Source organism: Streptomyces sp. NPDC048417 (assembly GCF_040651615.1).
GTDB lineage: Bacteria > Actinomycetota > Actinomycetes > Streptomycetales > Streptomycetaceae > Streptomyces.
On sequence record NZ_JBEZKI010000033.1, the window covers coordinates 70,734 to 91,625 of the forward strand.

The 20,892-nt window shown below is 72.5% G+C and carries 15 protein-coding genes and 1 pseudogene; 8 read left to right on the top strand and 8 right to left on the bottom strand.

What is annotated here, in order from left to right:
* Nucleotides 1-47: 47 nt before the first annotated feature.
* Both AB0D59_RS40285 and AB0D59_RS40290 read left to right on the top strand, forming a co-directional pair.
* Nucleotides 48-260 (top strand): annotated as a pseudogene (locus tag AB0D59_RS40285) (zinc-binding dehydrogenase); the annotation flags it as partial.
* A gap of 1,342 nt (nucleotides 261-1,602) precedes the next feature.
* On the top strand, nucleotides 1,603-2,973 hold the full coding sequence (locus AB0D59_RS40290; protein WP_362576163.1) for an MFS transporter: 1,371 nt from the start codon (nucleotides 1,603-1,605) through the stop codon (nucleotides 2,971-2,973).
* Nucleotides 2,974-2,997: 24 nt separating this feature from the next.
* On the opposite strand, the gene AB0D59_RS40295 is transcribed toward AB0D59_RS40290, so the two are convergent.
* The 4 genes from AB0D59_RS40295 to lnt form a co-directional block, all read right to left on the bottom strand.
* On the bottom strand, nucleotides 2,998-4,965 hold the full coding sequence (locus tag AB0D59_RS40295; protein WP_362576165.1) for a GAF domain-containing protein: 1,968 nt from the start codon (nucleotides 4,963-4,965) through the stop codon (nucleotides 2,998-3,000).
* 76 nt (nucleotides 4,966-5,041) lie between these two features.
* Nucleotides 5,042-5,854: a 3-hydroxybutyrate dehydrogenase gene (locus tag AB0D59_RS40300; protein ID WP_362576167.1), complete on the bottom strand. Its 813-nt coding sequence runs from the start codon at nucleotides 5,852-5,854 to the stop codon at nucleotides 5,042-5,044.
* Between the two features lie 54 nt (nucleotides 5,855-5,908).
* The gene (locus tag AB0D59_RS40305) at nucleotides 5,909-6,388 is read right to left on the bottom strand and encodes an NUDIX domain-containing protein (RefSeq protein ID WP_362576169.1); all 480 of its coding nucleotides are present in this window, start codon (nucleotides 6,386-6,388) and stop codon (nucleotides 5,909-5,911) included.
* A gap of 67 nt (nucleotides 6,389-6,455) precedes the next feature.
* Nucleotides 6,456-8,069, bottom strand: coding sequence for an apolipoprotein N-acyltransferase (gene lnt, locus AB0D59_RS40310; RefSeq protein WP_362576171.1), 1,614 nt, complete (start codon nucleotides 8,067-8,069; stop codon nucleotides 6,456-6,458).
* A 183-nt stretch (nucleotides 8,070-8,252) separates the two neighbouring features.
* Here lnt and AB0D59_RS40315 point away from each other — a divergent pair, with 183 nt between their 5' ends.
* On the top strand, nucleotides 8,253-9,281 hold the full coding sequence (locus AB0D59_RS40315; protein WP_362576173.1) for an O-antigen ligase family protein: 1,029 nt from the start codon (nucleotides 8,253-8,255) through the stop codon (nucleotides 9,279-9,281).
* 97 nt (nucleotides 9,282-9,378) lie between these two features.
* Here AB0D59_RS40315 and AB0D59_RS40320 read toward each other — a convergent pair whose 3' ends face one another.
* Nucleotides 9,379-9,939 (bottom strand): hypothetical protein, encoded by a 561-nt coding sequence (locus AB0D59_RS40320; protein ID WP_362576175.1) that lies wholly within the window; start codon nucleotides 9,937-9,939, stop codon nucleotides 9,379-9,381.
* Nucleotides 9,940-10,038: 99 nt separating this feature from the next.
* Complete coding sequence (locus tag AB0D59_RS40325) at nucleotides 10,039-10,830, bottom strand: aspartate/glutamate racemase family protein (RefSeq protein ID WP_362576177.1); 792 nt, start codon at nucleotides 10,828-10,830, stop codon at nucleotides 10,039-10,041.
* A gap of 39 nt (nucleotides 10,831-10,869) precedes the next feature.
* Here AB0D59_RS40325 and AB0D59_RS40330 point away from each other — a divergent pair, with 39 nt between their 5' ends.
* Nucleotides 10,870-12,063, top strand: coding sequence for a glycosyltransferase (locus tag AB0D59_RS40330; protein WP_362576179.1), 1,194 nt, complete (start codon nucleotides 10,870-10,872; stop codon nucleotides 12,061-12,063).
* A 15-nt stretch (nucleotides 12,064-12,078) separates the two neighbouring features.
* Here AB0D59_RS40330 and AB0D59_RS40335 read toward each other — a convergent pair whose 3' ends face one another.
* Nucleotides 12,079-13,416, bottom strand: coding sequence for a TerD family protein (locus AB0D59_RS40335; RefSeq protein WP_362576181.1), 1,338 nt, complete (start codon nucleotides 13,414-13,416; stop codon nucleotides 12,079-12,081).
* Nucleotides 13,417-13,692: 276 nt separating this feature from the next.
* Between AB0D59_RS40335 and AB0D59_RS40340 the strand changes: the two genes are divergently transcribed.
* The 4 genes from AB0D59_RS40340 to AB0D59_RS40355 all read left to right on the top strand — a co-directional run bounded on the left by AB0D59_RS40340 (nucleotide 13,693) and on the right by AB0D59_RS40355 (nucleotide 18,132).
* On the top strand, nucleotides 13,693-14,148 hold the full coding sequence (locus AB0D59_RS40340) for a DUF6643 family protein (protein ID WP_362576182.1): 456 nt from the start codon (nucleotides 13,693-13,695) through the stop codon (nucleotides 14,146-14,148).
* A 42-nt stretch (nucleotides 14,149-14,190) separates the two neighbouring features.
* On the top strand, nucleotides 14,191-14,616 hold the full coding sequence (locus tag AB0D59_RS40345) for an MOSC N-terminal beta barrel domain-containing protein (RefSeq protein WP_362576184.1): 426 nt from the start codon (nucleotides 14,191-14,193) through the stop codon (nucleotides 14,614-14,616).
* 295 nt (nucleotides 14,617-14,911) lie between these two features.
* Complete coding sequence (locus tag AB0D59_RS40350; protein WP_362576186.1) at nucleotides 14,912-15,517, top strand: hypothetical protein; 606 nt, start codon at nucleotides 14,912-14,914, stop codon at nucleotides 15,515-15,517.
* A gap of 176 nt (nucleotides 15,518-15,693) precedes the next feature.
* Nucleotides 15,694-18,132 carry a right-handed parallel beta-helix repeat-containing protein gene (locus AB0D59_RS40355; protein WP_362576187.1) on the top strand — a complete coding sequence of 813 codons (2,439 nt, stop codon included), beginning with the start codon at nucleotides 15,694-15,696 and terminating at the stop codon, nucleotides 18,130-18,132.
* On the opposite strand, the gene AB0D59_RS40360 is transcribed toward AB0D59_RS40355, so the two are convergent.
* Nucleotides 18,133-20,397: a hypothetical protein gene (locus AB0D59_RS40360; protein ID WP_362576267.1), complete on the bottom strand. Its 2,265-nt coding sequence runs from the start codon at nucleotides 20,395-20,397 to the stop codon at nucleotides 18,133-18,135.
* Between the last annotated feature and the right edge of the window lie 495 nt (nucleotides 20,398-20,892).

A 20,892-nucleotide genomic window follows, 5' to 3' on the forward strand; every position in this document is an offset into this window, starting at 1 on the left:
GGTCGGCTGCTCGGGCAACGCGCCGGCCACCTTCAACACCGGCGGACGGCCAGATCGCCCGGCTCAAAGGAGCGGCCCGGGTGATCGGCAGCGCCGGTTCGCCGGAAAAGGTAGCCCACCTGACCGGGAAACTCGGCTTCAACGCGGCCTTCGACTACCACGACGGCCCTGTCCTCGATCGACTGCGCGAAGCCGCCCCCGACGGCATCGACGTCTACTTCGACAACGTAGGCGGCGAGCAGCTGCGAGCGGCCATCGAGGTCATGACGAGCCGCTCCTCCGGTTCCCGCGCGGCTTACTTCTCCTCATCCGATCGTCGCCGCGCTCAGAGACATGGAGCATCCAGAAGGTCCGCCTCCGGGCAAGTGGGTGGAAGCTATTCTCGCAGAGGGATCACACCCCAACTCGCGGAGCCGGAAGCCGGCGGGTGACGCCTTGGTGGTTCCGGAAACCGAGCGCCGCCAGAACTTGAGCGGCCACGTACATCCCTGCCACCTCGTGCCGCGTCCGCTCCACACCGATACGCCCCCGGTCCCCGCGCAGCGCCCCGCTCAGCCGCTCACGGGCCCGCCCGTCACACACAACTGGAACCCCGACAGCTTTCCCAGATCATGCAGCCCCGCACACAACGCGGCGAACCCCCGCGCGCGCCCGGCCAGGATCGTCCGCCAGCCCCAACCCCCGCGTAATACACCGACGCTGTCCCTCCGAGAGATACCGGTCCCACAGGAACCACGGCCGCCGCATCAAGCAAATGCCGAACCAGCGGATACGGCGGCAGCGCAGGATCCAGCCCCCGGACCTTCCCCCACGCCGATTCATCCACCCCACCCAACGGCCTTCCCCTCACCCCAGGACCTCCCACAGCCATACACCCAGTAGCCGATCACCCAACCACGCCCCACTGACAACCCCTCAAAACAAGGACAGCCGCTACGGTCGCTCCGTGCAACAGCACTTGACTCCCGCGGCACGACCGAGCCGGGCAAAGAAACGGCAAGCCGGCCACTGATGCGCAGGTCAGCAAGTGTCGTCCCCGCCGACGTGGGGGTGTTTCGATGGCGGTGCCCGCCCTCGTCGTCGTCCGTGGCGCTGTCCCTGCCGTGAGCCAGCGTCGTCCGGAGATCATGGAGAGGCAAGCAAAATGGGCTGGGACGAACGCGCACCGCGCCCAGGCGCAGCACCTTTCCCATGCCCACGGCGGCTGAGCGACAAGGCCGGGCTCGGTCTCTCAGCCCGGTCACCTACCACGCAACGACTCCGAGCCGATCAATCCCAGATGCCCGAGTTCAACGGAGCGTAGTCAGCACCAAACCAGCACGGGACAGGTGAAGACGGGTGATGACGTGGGTTTTTAGTCAGCACCAAACCAGCACGGGAGTCAGCACCGCACCGTCAAATCACCTCGAATTACGCGTCTCGGACAGCACTCGTTTCGACCATCTCCGAGCCTATGAACCGCCCTTCCGTGGACCGGCATGGTGGCCGCACGCATAGCCAACCCCCGAACTATGTTGCCCCACCACATGTGCCCCTGACCTGCATCTTCCTACCGTGTGCCGACACCTACCCGTCCCCACCGCACACAAGGAAGTGGCGCACATGGCCCCCGGAACCACCGCTCCCCCACCCTCCGCCAGCCTCCCCCGCATCGTCGCCGCGAGCCTCATCGGCACCACCATCGAGTGGTACGACTTCTTCCTGTACGGATCCGCGGCCGCCCTCGTCTTCAACAAGCTGTTCTTCCCCGGGTCCGACCCCCTCGTCGGCACACTGCTGTCGTTCCTGACCTACGCCGTCGGGTTCGCCGCCCGGCCGCTCGGGGCACTGGTGTTCGGGCACTACGGGGACCGCCTCGGGCGCAAGCGACTGCTGGTGCTGAGTCTGCTGCTGATGGGTGGTGCGACCTTCGCCATCGGACTGCTGCCGACGCACGCGACGGTCGGCGGCGCCGCGCCCGTGCTGCTGACCCTCCTGCGGCTGGTGCAGGGGTTCGCGCTCGGCGGTGAGTGGGGCGGCGCCGTCCTGCTGGTGTCCGAGCACGGGGACGCGCGCCGGCGCGGGTTCTGGGCGTCGTGGCCGCAAACCGGGGCGCCGGCCGGGCAGTTGCTCGCGACCGGTGTGCTCTCGCTGCTCACCGCCGTGCTGTCGGACGACGCCTTCGTGAGCTGGGGCTGGCGGATCCCGTTCCTGCTCTCCGGTGTCCTGGTCGCCGTCGGTCTGTGGGTCCGCCTCTCCGTCGACGAATCACCCGTGTTCCGGGAGGCGTTGGCACGGTCCGAGGCCCGGCGGAGTGCCGGCACACCCGAACAGCCGCCGCTCGTCTCGGTGTTGCGACACCACTGGCGTGATGTGCTGGTGGCGATGGGCGCGCGGATGGCGGAGAACATCAGCTACTACGTCATCACCGCCTTCATCCTCGTGTACGCCACCACGTCCGCCGACGTCTCCAAGCAGACCGCCCTGAACTCCGTGCTCATCGGTTCCGCCGTGCACTTCGCCGTGATCCCGGCGTGGGGCGCGCTGTCCGACCGGGTCGGACGGCGGCCCGTCTATCTGCTGGGCGCGGTCGGGATCGGGCTGTGGATGTTCCCGTTCTTCGCCCTGGTCGACACCGGGCGGTTCGGATACCTGGTGCTGGCGGTGACCGTCGGTCTGGTGCTGCACGGCGCCATGTACGCGCCCCAGGCCGCCTTCTTCGCCGAGATGTTCGCGACCCGGATGCGCTACTCCGGCGCTTCCGTCGGTGCCCAGTTCGCCTCCGTCGCCGCCGGGGCACCGGCCCCGCTGATCGCCACCGCGCTCCTGTCCGACTACGGCAGTTCGACCCCGATCGCGCTGTATGTGATCGCGGCCTGTCTGCTCACCCTGGTCGCGGTGGCCGCCGCCAAGGAGACCCGGCGGCGGGACCTGGCCGACGACGGCACCGGGACCGACGCGGCGAGCAGCAGGGCCGACGCACACACCGGGTGAGCGTGCGCCGCTGGTCCCCGGGGATCAGCGGCTCTCCGGTAGCGCCGCCAACCGGTGCAGGCGCAGGGCCAGTTGGATCTCCAGGACGCGTGCGGGGCTCTGCCAGTCGTCGCCGAGGAGGCGGGCCACGCGCTCCAGCCGCTGGGCCACCGTGTTCACATGGACATGGAGATCGTCCTTCGTACGGACCGGGCTCATCCCGGAGGCGAAGTAGGCGTCGAGGGTGCGCAGCAGTTCCGTACCGCGTCGTGTGTCGTACGCGACGACCGGGCCGATGGTGCGTTCGACGAATCCGGTGACGTCCCGTTCGCCGGCGAGGAGCAGGCCGAGGAAGCCGAAGTCCTCGGCGGCGGCGCCGTCCCCGCCCCGGCCGAGGAGGTGGAGCGCGTCGAGGCAGCGGCGGCCCTCGGCATACCCGGCGGCCACGGTGTCGGGCCGGAGGGTGAGGTCGGCGACGGGCGCGGAGGCGCCGACGGTCACCGGCTGGTGGACGGCGGTGCCGAGCTGGCGGGCGGTGCGCCTGGCCACGTCGGCGGCGGTGTCGCCGGGGTCCAGGGGCAGCAGCAGGACGGTGCCGCCGTCACGGGCCGCGGCCAGGCCGTGCCCGGTGGTGGCGAGGTGGGAGGCGGCCGACCAGAGCCGGCGGCGGGCAGCCGCCTCCTCCTCGGCACCGGCCGCCGGGCCGCCCAGCCGGGCGGCGAGCACGACATGGGTGGCGTCGAGGTCGGCGTGCAACCGGGCGGCTCGGTCGAGCAGTTGGCGCGGATCGCGGTCGCGCGCGTCGAGTAGGTCGTCCAACAGCTCGCCGCGCACCCGTTGTTCGGCCTCGGCGGCGGAGCGGCGGGCCAGCAGGAGCAGCGAGGTGACCATCGCGGCGCGTTCCAGGGTGCGCTGGTCGACGGGGTCGAGGCCGGGGTGGCCGCGCAGCACCAGCGCGCCGAGCAGTTCGCCGCCGGCGGCGACCGCGGCGATCCAGTCGTCGCCGTGCCGGACCGCGTGCCCTTCCGCGCGCGAGGTCGCCAGCGAGCGGGCGTCAGCGGTGTCGGTGAACTCGACGGTGCCGCCGAGGACCTGGGAGACGGCGGCGGCCACGTCATGAACTCCGCCGCCGCGCAGTACGAGTTCGGCGAGCCGGTCGTGGACCTCCGAGGCCCGTTCGATGACCGCGCTGCGGTCCTTGATGATTTCGTTGGCCCGCTCCAGGCCGGCCATGGCCGCACGGGTCTCCGTGAGCAGGTTCGCCCCGTCGATGGCGGCCGCGGCCAGCGCGGCGAAGGAGCCGAGCAGTGCGATCTGCTCCCGTTCGAAGACACGCGCCCGCCGGTCCGCCGCGAACAGCACGCCGATGACGTGCGGCCCCAGCATGAGCGGCACCCCGAGGATGGCGACCAGGCCCTCGTCGCGCACCCCCGTGTCGATGGTGAGGGTGTGCTGGAAGCGGTCGTCCCTGAAGTAGTCGTCGGTGACGTAGGGCCGCGCGGTCTGTGCGACGAGCCCGCCGAGCCCCTCCCCCATGCCGAGCCGCAGCTGCTGGAAGCGGGCCGCGACGGAGCCCTCGGTGACCCTCATGTAGGTGTCGCCGCGTGCCGGGTCGTTGAGGCTCAGGTAGGCGACGTCCGTGCCGAGCAGGGAGCGGGCGCGCTGGACGATCGCCTGGAGTACGGCGTCCACGTCCCGCAGTCCCGCCAGGTCGTGCGCGGTCTCGAAGAGCGCGGACAGCTCCGCCTCGCGCCGCCGTCTGCCCTCCAGTTCGGTGCGGACCCGCAGCGCGAGGAGTCTGGCCCGCTCCAGTTCGGCGATCAGCTCGGGCGGCCTGCCTTCGGCACGGGCGACCAGCAGCGGCTGCTCGTAGGCCTCCGCCGAGGCGCCCCTGGCCAGCAGTTCGAGGTACGCCGAATCGGCGCCGGAGACCAGCTCGGCACCCTCGCCGAGGGCGCCGGCCGCTTCTGCCGGGGCCGGCCACCTGGCGGACTGCACGTGATTGCGCGACATGGTCACAGGATTCCGCATCGCGACCGCGGCCCGTCGGGCCTGTGGAAAACTCGCGGACCGGTGGCAGCCCGGCGCTTCAGTGGGCTGTCCAGCCGCCGTCGAGCACCAGCGAGGTGCCCGTGACGAAGGACGCCTGGGGGCCGCAGAGATAGGCCACGGCCTCGGCGACCTCCTCCGGTTCGACGAGCCGTTTCACGGCGGTGTCCGTCAGGAGCACCTCGGACAGCACCCGTTCCTCGGGGATGCCGTGCGCCCGGGCCTGGTCGGCGAGCTGCTTCTCGACCAGTGGGGTGCGCACATAGCCGGGGTTCACACAGTTCGAGGTCACGCCATGGGGTGCGCCCTCAAGGGCGGCCGTCTTGGAGAGTCCCTCCAGACCGTGTTTGGCGGCCACATAGGCGGACTTGAAGGCGGAGGCGCGCAGTCCATGGACGGAGGACACATTGACGATCCGCCCCCAGCCCTGCCCGTACATGTGCGGCAGCGCGCCCCGGATGAGCCGGAACGGGGCCTCCAGCATCACCGTCAGCACGGTGTGGAAGACGTCCGGCGGAAACTCCTCGATGGGGCGCACCAGTTGGATGCCGGCGTTGTTGACGAGGACGTCGGTGCCTGCGGCGGCGCGCTCGGCCGCGTCCAGGTCGGTGAGGTCGAGGACGTACGGCTCGACGGCGCCGGCCGCCGGGCCGACGGCCCGTCCGGCCGCCTCGGTCAGTTCGGCCAGCCCGGCCGCGTCCCGGTCCACGGCTCTCACCTCGGCTCCGGCGGCCGCGAGGCGCAGCGCGCAGGCGCGGCCGATGCCGCCGGCGGCACCGGTGACCAGGGCGGTACGACCCCGCAGGTCGAGGGAGGGCGGGTGGGGGCCGGGGAGGGCGCTGGGCGAACTCATGATCCGACCCTAGGCGGCCCTCCCCCGAGACCACATAGGCTCAGCGCACATACTTCAGCTGAAAGCCGTAGCGTCGAACCATGTGGGTGCATCCGACATGGCCTGCTTGATCCGGAACACACCGAACTCGTTCAGCTCCGGCAGGGCGTCCACGTCGAACCAGGCCACCTCCAGCGACTCGTCGTCGTTGACGCGGGCCTCGCCGCCGACGGCACGGCAGCGGAAGGTGATGTCCATGTACTGGCAGACATCGCCGTTCGGGTAGGTGACGGGGTTCAGCGCCTGGACCAGGACCACCCGCTCGGCGACACAGCGCACCGCCGTCTCCTCGAAGACCTCCCGCACGGCGCAGGCCGCGGGCTGCTCCCCGGGATCAGGAATGCCACCGATGACCGACCACTTGCGGGTGTCGGTCCGACGGCCCAGGAGCACTCTGCCCTCGTCGTCGAAGACGACGGCGGTGATCCCGGGCAGCCACAGCAGCTGGTGGCCGGCGGAGGCCCGGATCGTATGGATGAAGTCAGGAGTGGCCATGCGCCGACCCTAACCGCCTGCTTCCCCCGAACCGGCCGAGGCCACGGGGCGTACAGCGGGTGTACGGCTACGCGCCACCGGCGCGCCGGGAGCGCAGCCCCGACCCGATCGCCCAGCCGATCCCGCCCGCCGCGACCAGCACCAACGCGATCTCGGGCAGGATGCCCAGCTTGGTCGCGGGGGTCTCGGAGGTGCGCAGCGGCACTTTCTGGACCAGGTAGGCGGGCACGAACATGCCGGTCTTCTGGGTGATCTTCCCATCCGGCATGATGATCGCGCTGACGCCGCTGGTCACCGGCACGGTGACGGTCCGGCTGTGCTCGACGGCGCGGATCCGGGACATGGCGAGCTGCTGGTAGGTCATCTCGCTGCGGTCGAACGTGGCGTTGTTGCTCGGCACGGAGATCATCTCAGCGCCGTGCGTCACGGTGTCCCGCACGTCCCAGTCGAAGGCTGCCTCGTAGCAGGTGGCGAGGCCGACCTTGGTGCCGTCGATGTCGAACACACCGGGCTTGGTGCCCCGGCTGAAGTCCTGCCGGACCATGCTTGTCCAGTTCTTGTTGATGGCGCCGACCAGACCGCGCAACGGGAGGTACTCCCCGAAGGGCTGGATCTGCCGCTTGTCGTACGTCGCCGTCGGGCCCTTGACCGGGTCCCACAGGATCTGCTCGTTGAGGAGCTTGCCGCCCCGCTCGACGACCCCGCCGACCGAGATGGGCACGCCCATCGCCGTGGCGGCCTCGTCGATCACGGCGGCCGCGTCGGCATCGGCGAACGGGTCGACGTCGGAGGAGTTCTCCGGCCACAGCACGAAGTCCGGCTTGGCCACCTTGCCCGCCTTGACGTCGGCGGCCAGCTTGAGCGTCTCCTTGACGTGGTAGTCGAGCACGGCCTGCCGCTGGGCCGCGAACTCAAGGCCGGCCCGCGGCACATTGCCCTGAATGACCGCGACGGTGACGGAGCCGTCCTCCGCCTTGTCACTCACCAGCGTCCGGGCGGCGACCGCGCCCACCACGGGGACGGCCACGCTCAGCAGGGCCGCGGCCGCCGCCCCGCGCCGGATCTCACGCGTGCGGCGCCCCTCGATGGCCAGGCGCACCACCTCGTACAGACCGAATCCGCACAGGACGACCGCGAAGCCGAGCACGGGGGTGCCGCCCACCGCGGCGAGCGGCAGGAAGACGCCCTCCGCCTGACCGAAGGCGATCTTGCCCCAGGGGAAGCCGCTGAACGGTACACGCGCGCGTGCCGCCTCACCGGCGATCCACACGGCGGCCGCCCACACCGGCCAGGCAGGCAGTCTGGAAACAGCGCCGACGCCCACACCGACCAGGGCGACGAAGATCGCCTCGATGGCCACCAGCGCGAGCCACGGCCCGGGGCCGACCTCGACGCCGGTCCACACCAGCAGGGGCAGCAGGAAGCCGAGTCCGAAGAGATAGCCGAGGCCGAGGGCCGCCTTCCAGGTGCGGCCGCGCAGCACCCACCCGAATCCTGCGAAGGCGGGCAGGGCCAGCCACCACAGGGTGCGCGGCGGGAAGCTGACGTAGAGCAGCACTCCGCTGAGCGCGGAGGCGGCGGCCGGGACCAGACGGCGTAGCAGCCGCAGGCCGCGGTCGCGGGGCGCGAGGCGCGGTGTGAGCTGGTCCGACTGGTCGACGGAAGTTGCGGTGGCGGTCACTCCGGGAGTGTACGGCGGCCGTCTCGCGGCCGACAGCGCGGTCTCGGCACGCAGGAATCACACCGTTCCCGCGCAAGTCGTCCACAAAGCGGGCATCACCGGTTACGGTGAGCCGAGGCGGGCGGCGGGGCCTGCCACAGGTCGGGGGACCGGGTACGGGGGGCGACGGTGGGGTCGACCGGGATGACGTCCGCTGCCGGGACGGACGCGGACAACGACAGACGAAACGTTTCTGACGCGGTGGGCGTCGTGGTGCTCGGGGCGTGCGCCGTATGGCCGCTGCTCTCGGCGGCCGGGCGGGACGGACGGCCCGAGGGCGTGCTGCTGGCGGTGCTCGCCGTGGCCGCGGGCTATGCCGCGGGCCGGATGTCGGGGTCGCTGTGGCCGGTGGCCGCGCCCTGCGTCGGCGCGCTGGCCGGGCTGGCCCTGGCGGTGGCGACGCCCGAGGTGGCCGCGGGCCCTCAGTTCACGACGCCGGTCGGCCATGCCGGTGCCGTCGCGGCGCTGCTGGTTCTCGCGACGGGTGGCGTGTGCTGTGCCGCCTGGGCGACACCGATTCCGGCGCTGCGGTTCGGGCTGCGGACGCTGGCCGCCGGGATCACGGTGACCGGGGCGGCCATGGGCTCGGCGATGGGGTGCGCGGCCAGTGCCGCCGTGCTGCTGTGCTCCCTGGCCGCCGGCCGGCTGCGCCGCCGGGGCCCGGGCATCGCGGGGCTGGCCCTGGCGGCCACGGTGGTGACCGGCACGGTCTGGGCGGTCGCCGCGAACGTCCTGCCCGCCGGCCTGACCACCGCCCTGTCGGGCCCTCTCACCGAACGCCGCGTCCGGCTGTGGCGGGACGCCCTGCATCTCGCCCGCCACAACAGCACCCTGGGCGTCGGCCCCGGCCGGTTCGACGAGCTCAGCGGCACCGCGTCCGAGGCCCTGCTGCCCGACGGCAAGCCGCACTCCGCGCCGCTCCAGCAGGTCGCCGAACAGGGGCTGGTCGGTGCCCTCCTGCTGGCCGCCGCGTTCTGCTGGATCCTCTACGCCCTGTGGCGCTCGGCCCGCTCCACGCCGGTCGTGCTCACCGCGGGCGCGGCGCTCACGGCACTGGCCGCGGTCGCCGCGGTCGGCGACGCGCTGAGTTTCACGACGGTGTCGGCGGGCGCGGGCCTGCTGGCGGGCCTGGCGACGGCCCGGCCATGGGTGGCGGGTGTCCCACAGAGCTGAAACCGACCAGAGCTGAAACCGGCGTCCAGCCGACGTCCGGCCGACGTCCATATGTCCCGCACCCATGTGGCCGAGCCACACAGCCCCGTCGGCTACCTCAGTGCGCGGTACCGGGCGTGATGGTCCGCAGGCGTTCCCTGATGACCCGGACCGCCGACTCGGCGTTGTCCACGGTGATCGTGAAGGTGTGGCCGTCCCACAGCCGCAGGACGATGCCCTCGCCGCGGCGGACCACGACGGCCGTGCCCTTCTCGGGCCGCCAGCGGTAACCCCAGCCGCCCCAGTGACGCGGGGTGATCTGTGGGGTGAAGTCGGCGCCGACCACATGGGAGAGCGGGATACGGCGGCGCGGTACCCCTATATGGCCGCACCGGACTTCGAGGCACTCCTTGTCGAGCTTCAGGTCGACATGCACGAAGGCGAGGGTGCCGAAGAGGACCAGCAGCCCGGCTGCGATGCAGCCCACGACAGCCATCACCAGCGGGGCGATCCCCGAGGTCCAGGCGGAGTCCACGGCCAGTTCGACGCCGAGCGCCATGCAGGCGGCGCCGACCAGCGCCAGCAGCCACTGGACCCGGTTGGTGGCCCGCCCCGTCCAGACATCCGGGTGCGGGGCGTCCTTCTCGTCCAGGGAGCGGTCGTGGGGGTGGTCCCTCATATCTACGAGATTACTCAGGTTTCGCTGCGCGGGCACCGCGTTGCGGAGGGTGACTGCTCATATCGGCGGTATATCGGCGGTATCCGCAGCCCGGAGGGTTCACTGGGACGCGGCGGGGCTGGCCGTCCGCAGCAGGCGGGCCTCGGCGTAGCCGAGCGCGGCCTCGGGGAGCTCGCCCTCGCGGCCGTTGAGCAGCACCGTCACCGTGCCGGTGGCGGGCGCGTCGGGGGCGGGCTGTGCACCGACCCGGCGCAGCGCCTGGGCGGCCACCGCTCCGGCGGAGCCGTGCAGGACGACGGGCGCGCCGCCGGGACGCTGCACGGCGGCGCGGATACGTTCCGCCAGAAGTTCGTAATGGGTGCAACCCAGGACGACGGTCCTTACATCGTCGGGCGTGAGCTCGGCCGCCGCGCTCACGGCGGCGTCGACGGCCACCTGGTCGGCGTGCTCCACGGCCTCGGCGAGTCCCCAGCAGGGCACCTCGGTGACCGGCACGCCGTCGGCGAAGGATTCGATCAGCCCCCGCTGGTACGCGCTGCCGGTGGTCGCGGGGGTCGCCCAGATCGCGACCGGGCCGCCGGCTGCCACGGCCGGCTTGATCGCCGGGACGGTGCCGATGACGGGGATGCCGGGTTCCAGGCGGGCGCGCAGTGCGGGCAGGGAGTGCACGGTCGCCGTGTTGCAGCCGACGATCAGCGCGTCGGGGCGGCGGGCGACCGCGGCCTCGGCGACCGCCAGGGCGCGCTCGGTGATGCCCTCGGGGGTGCGTGGTCCCCAGGGCATGCCCTCGGGGTCGAAGGAGAGGACGAGATCCGCGTCGGGGCGCAGCCGCCGTACCGCTGCCGTGGCCGCCAGCAGACCGATGCCGGAGTCGATGAGCGCGATCTTCACCCGGCCACGATAGACGATGGGCCGTTGGGGGCAGGTCCCATGGGGCAGACTGCGCGGGTGAGCGCCATCGTGTGGACCGCCGCCGTATCCCTCGCCGCCTGGCTGTGGCTGCTGCTCTGCCAGGGTTTCTTCTGGCGCACCGACGTCCGGCTGCCGCCCCGGCACGATCCCGGGGAGTGGCCGGATGTGTGCGTGGTCGTGCCGGCCCGGGACGAGGCGGCCGTACTGCCCCTGAGTCTGCCGTCGCTGCTGGCGCAGGACTATCCGGGGCGGGCGGAGGTGTTCCTGGTCGACGACGGCAGCACGGACGGCACCGGGAAGCTGGCCCGGGAGCTGGCCGCGCGCCACGGGGGGCTGCCGCTGACCGTGACCTCGCCCGGCGAGCCGCCGGCGGGCTGGACGGGCAAGCTGTGGGCGGTACGGCACGGCATCGCTCTGGCACGCGCGCGTGGCCCCGAGTACCTGCTGCTGACGGACGCGGACATCGCACACGAGCCGGACAGCCTGCGGTTGCTGGTGGCGTCCGCGCGCGCCGGGGGCTTCGACGTGGTCTCGCAGATGGCGCGGCTACGGGTGGCGAGCCGGTGGGAGCGGCTCGTGGTCCCCGCGTTCGTCTACTTCTTCGCCCAGCTGTACCCGTTCCGCCGGATCGGCCGGAAGGGGTCGCGTACGGCGGCAGCGGCGGGCGGCTGTGTGCTGCTGCGCGCCGATACGGCGGAGAAGGCGCGCATCCCGGACGCGATCCGGCACGCCGTGATCGACGACGTGGCGCTCGCCCGTGCGGTGAAGGGTTCCGGCGGGCACGTCTGGCTGGGGCTGGCGGACCGGGTGGACAGCGTGCGGCCCTATCCCCGGCTGCACGACCTGTGGCGCATGGTCTCCCGCAGCGCGTACGCGCAGCTACAGCACAGCCCGCTGCTGCTCCTCGGTACGGTCGCCGGTCTCACGCTGGTGTACCTGGTCCCCCCGGCCGCGGTGCTGACGGGCGCGGTCACCGGCAGTCCGGCGGCGGCGCTCGTCGGGGCGGCGGCCTGGCTGGTGATGACCGCGACGTACCTGCCGATGCTCCGCTACTACCGGCAGCCGCTGTGGCTCGCCCCCCTGCTGCCGTTCACCGCGTTCCTCTATCTCCTGATGACGGTCGACTCGGCGGTGCAGCACTACCGCGGGCGTGGGGCGGCCTGGAAGGGCCGTACGTACACGCGTCCCGACGCCGTGGCCGACGAGGGCTGACCTCCGCCCGCACCGTCACTTGCGGCCGGGCGTCCAGTTCATGCCCCAGCCGTAGGCACGGTCGACGGTCCGCTGCGGGCTCACCCCGCGCTCCGGGACCAGATAGCGCGCCTCGCGCTGCACGACCAGGTCGCCGCCGGTGTTGGTGAGCAGGGCGAGCGCGCACACGGTCGAGGGGACCGTGCACTCGTCCAGGGAGAAGTCGATCGGGGAGCCGTGCTGGGGCTGGAGGGTGACGGTGGCGTGCAGGTCGGCGAAGGACCTGGCGCCCTGGTAGATCGTGACGAAGACCAGGATGCGCCGGAAGTCCTGTTTGTGGTCGAGGTTGACGGTGAGGTTCTCGCCGTCGGCCACCGCACCGGTGCGGTCGTCGCCGTCGAGATGGATGTACGGCGGCCTGCCGAGCGAGCCGAAAGCGTTGCCCAGCGCCTGGACGACGCCCTTGCGACCGTCGGCGAGTTCGTACAGGGCGCACAGGTCGAGATCGAGGTCGGACCCGCCGGACCGGCCGCCCCAGCCCGGGGACTGCTTGCGGACCTGCCAGTTGAGGTTGACGCGCAGCGTGCCCGAGGTACCGCCCTGTTTGGCCAGGGAGACGGAGGGTGCCGCCTTGGTGAGCGTCACCTTGGACAGGCGCACCGGCGGGGGCGGCGGGACGGGCAGGCCGCCGGCGGTCGGCGCCGGGGGCTGCGGGAAGGGGAGACCGCCGGGCGGCGGGGGCGTCGGGGCCGGTGCCCGCGAGGCGGCTAGGGGTGCGGTCACCGTGGGCGTGACCGGCGGGGTGGAGCGGGGCGCGGACGGCGGCGCCGGATCCTGTGGCTCGTCCACCGTGATCCCGAAGTCGGTGGCGAGTCCTTCGAGCCCGCTGCTGTAGCCCTGTCCCACGGCACGGAATTTCCAGCCGCCCTGGCGCCGGTACAACTCACCGAGGACGAAAGCGGTTTCCACCGTGGCGCCGTTACTGTCGAACCGGGCGAGCTCATTCCCGTTCGCCGCGTCGCGGACCTCGATGTAGAGGCCGGGGACCTGGCCGAACGTGCCGCCGTCGGCCGAGGCCGCCAGGACGATCTTCTCGATCGGGGCCTCCACGCGCGCGAGGTCGACGAAAAGGGTGTCCGTGACCTGGTCGCCGGAGTGCCGTTTGCCCTCGTGGCGAACCGCGCCCGAGGCGTGCGCGGGCTGGTTGTAGAAGACGAAGTCGTCGTCGGAGCGCACTTTTCCGGCGACCAGCAGCAGCGCCGAGGCGTCCGCGTCGGGGGCACCGGGACCGGAGCGCCAGCCCAATTCGACACGCAGCGCCGTGGTCGGCACCGGCGTATTGGATCCTTTCGGCATTGTCATGTCCGCCCCCATCGCGTCGGCATGCCGGGCACGCCCGGCGGTCCCAGATCATCCCTACCCGCACAACCTATTCCCGGGGACAGGGAAGTCCCATCAGCCGCACAGGAAGATCCCTGTCCAACTGCGGGTAACCACCGCGGAACTCGGCCTTTACACGATCAGAACGTTGATTGCCGTCCTTTTTTGCCGAGTTCGCTCGGATTGGGGATCCGGCGTCACTGCCGACACGGAAAACAACCCTCTTATCGGTCTCCCCAACCAGCACATCGTGGGCTTAACTTATGTGCCATGACCTCCCCCCGCTCCACCTATGGCGGCGGCTACTACTCCGCCTCCTTCCCGGACACTCCGATCTACGACTCCCTCGTGGCCGAGCGGGGCACCCCGCAGATCGCCCCGATCCGGGTCCCTCCCGCCTACGACGCGCCCAGCAGCCTGAACCTGCCCGCGCTCCCGTCGGCACTGCCCGCCCTCCCGGCGGGCCCCTCCCAGCCGGCCCCCGGCTACGGCTACCCGCAGATGCAGCAGCCCGCTCCGCTGCAGCAGGCGCCCACGGCGTACATCCCCCAGCAGGCGACGGCACCGCGCGGCTACCCCGGGCAGCAGCAGCCACAGCAGCCGCGCCCGATGATGGGCGGCACCGGGTACGAGGCGATGCGCCCGGCGGCTCCGCGCCCCGCGCCGACGGCTCCGTACCAGGACCCGTACAACAACCAGCAACAGCAGCAGTACCGCGGCTACTGATCGGCATCCCCTGATGTCGGTGCCGCCCGGCACGATGGCGTCATGGGGATCGCCGAACCACGGTCGGTGCACGTTCACCCGGTCAAGACGCTCCGGGGCCTCCCGCCCCGGCAGGCCGTCGTGGAGCCCTGGGGGCCGGCCGGTGTCCACCGCCGGGCTCTGATCGACGACGGGGGAAAGGTCGTCACCCGGCGCGCACAGCCGCGTCTCGCACCGGCCGCCGCCGAGCTGCTGTCCGGTGGCGGCATGCGCCTGCCCCCGCCCGGGCAGGCCCCGATGGCGGAGCCGGCGGCCGCAGTGCCTGCGGTCGTCCATGGCACACAGCAGGATCGGTTCTCCCGGCCCGGACCACGCACGCGTGGTGCGACGACCACCTGGGAACCGACGCCCGCCGCGTCCGCACGGACGCCCCCGCCGCCCGATCGACCCGGCCTACGTGTTGCCGGGCGAGACCGTGCGCCTCGTTGACGGTTGCCCCCTGCCGAACACCGCACAGGCTCCGCTCGACGCCCGCGACTCCCCTCATGGCGCGGGACGGTCACGCCGACGAGGGCCCGCTCCCGCTCAACCTCCCCCGAGCCGCCTTCGACTTCGACTCGAGTGATCTCCGCTCCCACGGGAACCCAAGGCCTCGGCCCGGTCGTTGGGGTCGTGAGAAGTTCCTGAGAGCCCTGGCCGGGGTGATTTCGCTCTCTCTTCGGCCGGGCTCGCGGGTGAACGGCTCGGGCGGGGGTTATCACGGAGCGGAAGGGGGTGGTGGACGGTGCGAGCGATCCGCGGCCTGTGGCGCTGGCGGCGCAATCCGCTGCGCCGCGCGACCGATCTGGTCGAGGCCTGGGTGGCCCTGGTGGCACTGCTGTTGATCGTGGTGGCCGCGCCCGTACTCGGCTCGCTCGTCGGCGCCGCCGCCCAGGACGCCCTCCAGCGGTCCGTGCGGCAGCAGCAGCACGACCGGCATCTGGTCACCGCCACCGTCGTACGGAAGCTGAGCGGCTCCCTGGTCGAGCCCGACCCGGACGCCACCAGCGCCCACGACACCCGCAGCCGCGTCCTCGCCGACTGGACCGCACCGGACGGCACCCGGCAACACGGCGCGGCCCTGACGGCCCTCAAGTCACCGCACGAGGGCGACCACTTCGGCGTCTGGACGGACGGGCACGGCCTACTGACGGCGCGCCCGCTGGACTCCGCCACCGCGACGACCCATGCCGTACTGGCCGGGTTCGGCGCGACCCTGCTCACCGCGGGTCTGGTCGAGAGCGCCAGAAAGATGATCGTCTGGCGTATGGTCCGTCGCAGATACGCACGTTGGGACCAGGCCTGGGACCGGGCGGGCCCGGACTGGGGCAAGGCCGGCACCGGCAGCTGAGAGCCTTTGTCCCTCTGGTCAATGCACCACCTCGGCGCACGCTACGGTGGACCGGCCGAAGGGCATTCGGTATCGACCCGCGCGCGAGCGGACCGCAGGGGCCGGGCATCCTCCGAGGTGGCCGACCCGAAGGCGAGCAAGCGATCTGTACGACGAGGTGGGGGCTCAGCAACGCCATGGCACAGGGCACGGTCCAGGTGACGCACACCGGCACATCGAGGTGGCGGCGCCGCACGGGTGAGTACGCGTCGCTCGCCGCCGCCCTGGAGGCCGCCGCGGACGGTGACGTCCTGACGGTCGCGCCCGGCACCTACCGGGAGAACCTCGTCGTCCAGCGCTCGGTGACGCTGCGCGGCCCGGAGGGCTCGCCCGGCTCGGTGCGCATCGCGCCCGCGGACGGAGTGCCGCTGACGGTCCGGGCCTCGGCGGTCGTACAGGACCTGCATGTCGAGGGCCAGGACGCGGCCGCGCCCGCGCTGCTCGTCGAGGAGGGCACGCCCGAGCTGCTGGACGTGCGGATCGTCACCCGCTCCGCCGTCGGCATCGAGGTGCGCGGCGGGGCGCGGCCGACCGTGCGGCGGTGCACCGTGGACAACCCGGCCGGCATCGGCATCGCCGTACTCGACGGCGGCGGTGGGGTGTTCGAGGAGTGTGAGGTCGTCGCGGCCGGTCAGGCGGGCGTGGCGGTGCGCGGCGGCGGCCACCCGCGGCTGGAGCGCTGCCGGATCCACCACGCCTCGGGGACGGGGGTGACGGCGACCGGCGAGAACTCCGCGCTGGAGGCCGTGGGATGCGAGATCTACGAGGTGCGCGGCTCCGGTGTGCAGGTCACCGCGCGCGCCACGGCGCACCTCACCGACTGCGATGTGCACCGCACCACCGCCGACGGCGTGACGCTCGACACCGACGCGGTGCTCACCCTCGCCGACTGCCGTATCCACGACATCCCGGAGAACGCGGTCGACCTGCGTTCGCGCTCGGTGCTGACGCTGACACGCACGACCGTGCGCCAGTTCGGGCGCAACGGGCTGTCGGTATGGGACCCGGGCACCCGCGTGGACGCCAACCAGTGCGAGATCTTCGACAGCACGGGCGACTACCCGGCGGTGTGGGTGAGCGACGGCGCCACCGTCGTCCTGGACTCCTGCCGGGTGCACGACGTGCCGGACGCGCTGTTCGTGCTGGACCGCGGCTCCCGCGCGGACGTCGTCGACAGCGACCTCTCCCAGGTGCGCAACACGGCGGTGTCGGTGAGCGACGGGGCGACCGCGCAGCTGGACGACTGCCGGATCCGGGACGCGGCCACCGGCGCCTGGTTCCGCGACCACGGCAGCGGCGGCACCCTCAACAACTGCACGGTGGACGGCACCCAGACCGGAGTGATCGTCACCAAGGGCGCCGACCCCACCATAGAGCGCTGCACGGTGGACTCCCCGGCCGAGGCGGGCTTCTACGTGTCGGCGGGCGGCCGCGGCACCTTCCAGAACTGCCGGGTCACCGGCAGCGCCGGCTACGGGTTCCATGTGATCGACGGCTGCCGTACGACGCTGCGCAAGTGCCGTACGGAACGGTGTGCGCGCGGGGGTTACGAGTTCGCGGACGGCGGCCCGGACGCGGGCTCGGGCACCGGCCCTGTGGTGGAGGACTGCACCAGCGACGAGAGCGGCAGCCTGCGGCCGCCCGCGGCACACGAGCCGGTCGTGCAGACCGCACACCAGACCCCCGGCCTGCTGGGTGCGATCCCCGGCCAGCGCAGCACCGAGCAGGAACCGCTCCTGACCCCGGCCGCGCCCCAGGAGCCGGCCCGCACCTCCCAGGCCGTGCTCGGTGAACTCGACGCGCTGGTCGGCCTGGAGAGCGTCAAGCGCGAGGTGCGTGCGCTGACCGACATGATCGAGGTCGGCCGGCGCCGCCAGCAGGCCGGTCTGAAGGCCGCCTCGGTCAAGCGGCACCTGGTCTTCACCGGCTCCCCCGGCACCGGCAAGACGACGGTCGCCCGGCTCTACGGCGAGATCCTCGCCTCCCTCGGGGTGCTGGAGAAGGGCCATCTGGTCGAGGTGTCCCGGGTCGACCTGGTCGGCGAGCACATCGGCTCCACGGCGATCCGCACCCAGGAGGCCTTCCAACGGGCGCACGGCGGTGTGCTGTTCATCGACGAGGCGTACGCGCTGTCGCCGGAGGACGCCGGGCGGGACTTCGGCAAGGAGGCCATCGACACGCTGGTGAAGCTGATGGAGGACCACCGGGACGCCGTGGTGGTGATCGTCGCGGGTTACACGGAGGAGATGGAGCGCTTCCTTTCGGTCAACCCCGGGGTGGCGTCCCGGTTCTCCCGGACCATCACCTTCAGCGACTACGGCCCGGACGAACTGCTGCGGATCGTGGAACAGCAGGCCGACGAGCACGAGTACCGGCTGGCGCCGGGCGCCTTCGAGGCGCTGCGGACGTACTTCACGGTGCTCCCCAAGGGCCCCGCGTTCGGCAACGGCCGTACCGCCCGGCAGACCTTCGAGGCGATGGTCGAGCGGCACGCGAGCCGGGTCGCCCAGCTCAGCGACCCGAGCACCGACGACCTCACCCTGCTGTACGCGGAGGACCTCCCCGAACTCGGCTGATCAGCCCGCCGGTTGCGGGCGCTGCCCGGGCAGTTCCGGGCGCAGCCGCGCCAGCAGTTCCTCCCGTTCCTCGGCGAAGACCGGGTCCGCCTGGTAGTCGGTGTGGCCCAGGATCGGGGCCGGAAGCGGGTGCCCCGGGGTACGTCCGTAGGCGAGAGGGTCCTTCAGGGGAGTGTGGTCGACCGCCGGGCCGCCGTCACCGGGGATCCGTACAGGGCCGCCGATGGGGTCGGTGAGGCGGTAGAGGTTGCGCCAGCAGGCGACCTCGCGGTGCAGGAAGCCGAGTTCGGCCGGACCGAAGTGGGCGGGGAACCAGCGGCCGTAGAGGCGCTCCAGCGGGGAGCCGTACGTCAGCAGGGCGACGCGCTTGCGGACCGACGGGGTCAGTTGCCAGGCCGCCGCGGCCGCGAGGACGCTGCCCTGGGAGTGGCCGGAGATGACCAGCCGGCCTCCGGTGCCGCGGGTCCAGGTGTCCATGCGCCAGGTCAGGTCGGGGACCGCGCGCTCGGCGTAGCAGGGCGGCGCGAAGGGGTGGGCGGCGCGCGGCCAGAAGGTGCCGACGTCCCAGAGGATGCCGATGGTGCGCCGGGCGGAGGCGTCCTTGTAGGCGCGCCGGCCCCAGGTGACGAAGAGTATGAAGCCGAGCCCGACCAGCCAGGAGCCGAGCGCCTGGGAGGCCTGGGCCGCGCCGTGTACCAGGGCGTAGGTCCGGTCGGCGGCCGCGTCCGGGGTCTTGCCGGTGGCGAGCGCGCCCACCAGCGCCCCGGCGCCCAGCACCAGCGTGGCCGCGCAGAGCACGGTGACGACGAATGGCGTCCGGTCGGTGAGGGCGGCCATGGCACGGACCCCGGCGATACGGCGGGTACGTGCCGTGTCCTCCGGCTCGCCGGCGTGGCCGACGGCGACGGCGGCGCGTTCGGCGTGGCCGAGCCGCGAGGTGCGCCAGGAGAGCCAGGCGACCGCGGCGAGCAGCACCACGAGGACGGGCGGGATCACCGAGGCCTGCCAGGTCAGCAGTACCGGCGGCCCGGCGAGGGAGGTTCCGGTGCCGTCCAGCCAGTCGGAGACCCGCTGGGCGACCCCGCCCGAGATCACCCCGCCCAGCGCGCAGGCGAGCAGCGCGACGGCCGGCCCGCCCAGACCGCGCATCGCGGCGCGCGGATCGGGGAGCCGGCGGTGCAGGTCGTGCGCGACGACCCCGAGGACGATCACCAGCACGCCCTGGGCCAGGGCCAGGCCGCCGAAGGCGGGGTCCCCGGCGAGCCGCCCCACGGAGCGCCAACCCGGCCGGGACCAGCCGGCGTACAGCGCGACGAGGATCAGCAGGGCGAGCGCGCCGAGCGGCAGGCGTCGTACCAGATGCCGGTCGAGCTCCTGGTCGAGGAGGTTCTCGCTGCGGCCCCGGCGGCAGACCACCCACACCGCGGCGACCGCCAGGGCGGCCAGTGCACCGAACAGCAGCCACCCTGCCGTGTCGAGTACCGCGGGTCCGCCGGCCCGGCGGTCGAAGGCGGCCGCCGGTGCGAGGACCGCGGCGGCGACCGTGAGCAGGCCCGCCGTGGTGTGGGCGGCGCGCAGCCGGGCCACCAGCCGGCGCCCGTACCAGAAGCCGGGGCTGCCGAGGGAGGTGTGCCCGGGCTCGGCATCGTGGGCCAGGGGGCGGGTGGATTCGTAGGCGCTCCAGGTGCGGTGCGAGAGGTACCAGAGCAGGCCGGTCAGCGCCGTGGGCACCACGGCGGCCAGGGCGAGCCGGCGGCCGGGGGCGCTCCACCAGCCGCCGTCGGAGCCGGCGGGTGAGAGGAAACCGAGCCAGGAGTGCCTGCGGGCGCAGGCGGTGACGCCCGCGCACTGCCAGGCGGCCAGGTCCAGGGCGACCTCGCAGGCGGCGGCGACCAGCAGGACCGTCAGGGTGAGCCCGGCGAGCCGGACCAGCAGGCCGTAGAAGCGGACGGTGCGCGGCCGGTCCTGGGCGGCGGGGCGCATCCAGTGGGCGAGGTTGACCACCATGAACGGCAGGAGCAGCAGCCACAGGGCCCGGGAGGCGTTGCCGGAGGTGAGGTTGCACCAGACGTACGCCTCGGGCACCGGACGGTCCCGGTAGTCGCCGGGCCGGGACTCCGCGTCGACGTCCTCGGCGCGCCGGAAGACGGCGGCCGTGTCGTCGCCGGTGATCCGCACCGTGCGCGGGTCACCGAGCATCTTCTCCGGCGTGCTGCCGCCGACCCCGTGGACCAGCAGTTCCAGGTCGATCTCCGGTACGGCCAACCGCCCGACGGAGCCGGTCTCCCCGCCGGTGAGCCGCTGGACGGAACCACCCTGCTCGGCCGTCAACCGCCCGGCCTGACCGGTCGTCTCCACCACGAGCCGCTCGGCCGCCGGCCGCTCGGCCGGGTCGCCCGGCGTGGCACCGGGCGGTTGGGCGGGTGCGGTCTCCGTCGCCGCCGGCCGCTCCGCGAGGTCGCCGGCAGTACGTTCCTGCGCGCGTTCCACTCTTCTCGCACTTCCCCCGTGACGCGCCGATGGTCTGTGTCCGTGCGGGTTCCAGGATCTCCGATTCCGGTGTGACGCACACCACTCGCCACGGAATCTCCCCGTTGTGTGTGACACCCGGTGGAACACGTGGTGACCGAATGACATGTGCGCACCGACACAGGGAGTGGCGCAACCGGCGTGGTCCCGTGAAAGGATGGGGCGCCCACGCACCGGAGCCGGGCGGAATGTCCTGGTCGGAGCCGGTACGCAGGGCGTGTCGGACGGCTT

Coding starts and splice junctions, on each gene's coding strand:
- AB0D59_RS40290 (WP_362576163.1), top strand. CDS start 1,603: ATGGCCCCCGGAACCACCGCTCCCCCACCCTCCGCCAGCCTCCCCCGC.
- AB0D59_RS40295 (WP_362576165.1), bottom strand. CDS start 4,965: ATGTCGCGCAATCACGTGCAGTCCGCCAGGTGGCCGGCCCCGGCAGAA.
- AB0D59_RS40300 (WP_362576167.1), bottom strand. CDS start 5,854: ATGAGTTCGCCCAGCGCCCTCCCCGGCCCCCACCCGCCCTCCCTCGAC.
- AB0D59_RS40305 (WP_362576169.1), bottom strand. CDS start 6,388: ATGGCCACTCCTGACTTCATCCATACGATCCGGGCCTCCGCCGGCCAC.
- AB0D59_RS40315 (WP_362576173.1), top strand. CDS start 8,253: ATGACGTCCGCTGCCGGGACGGACGCGGACAACGACAGACGAAACGTT.
- AB0D59_RS40320 (WP_362576175.1), bottom strand. CDS start 9,939: ATGAGGGACCACCCCCACGACCGCTCCCTGGACGAGAAGGACGCCCCG.
- AB0D59_RS40330 (WP_362576179.1), top strand. CDS start 10,870: ATGGGGCAGACTGCGCGGGTGAGCGCCATCGTGTGGACCGCCGCCGTA.
- AB0D59_RS40335 (WP_362576181.1), bottom strand. CDS start 13,416: ATGGGGGCGGACATGACAATGCCGAAAGGATCCAATACGCCGGTGCCG.
- AB0D59_RS40340 (WP_362576182.1), top strand. CDS start 13,693: ATGACCTCCCCCCGCTCCACCTATGGCGGCGGCTACTACTCCGCCTCC.
- AB0D59_RS40345 (WP_362576184.1), top strand. CDS start 14,191: ATGGGGATCGCCGAACCACGGTCGGTGCACGTTCACCCGGTCAAGACG.
- AB0D59_RS40355 (WP_362576187.1), top strand. CDS start 15,694: ATGGCACAGGGCACGGTCCAGGTGACGCACACCGGCACATCGAGGTGG.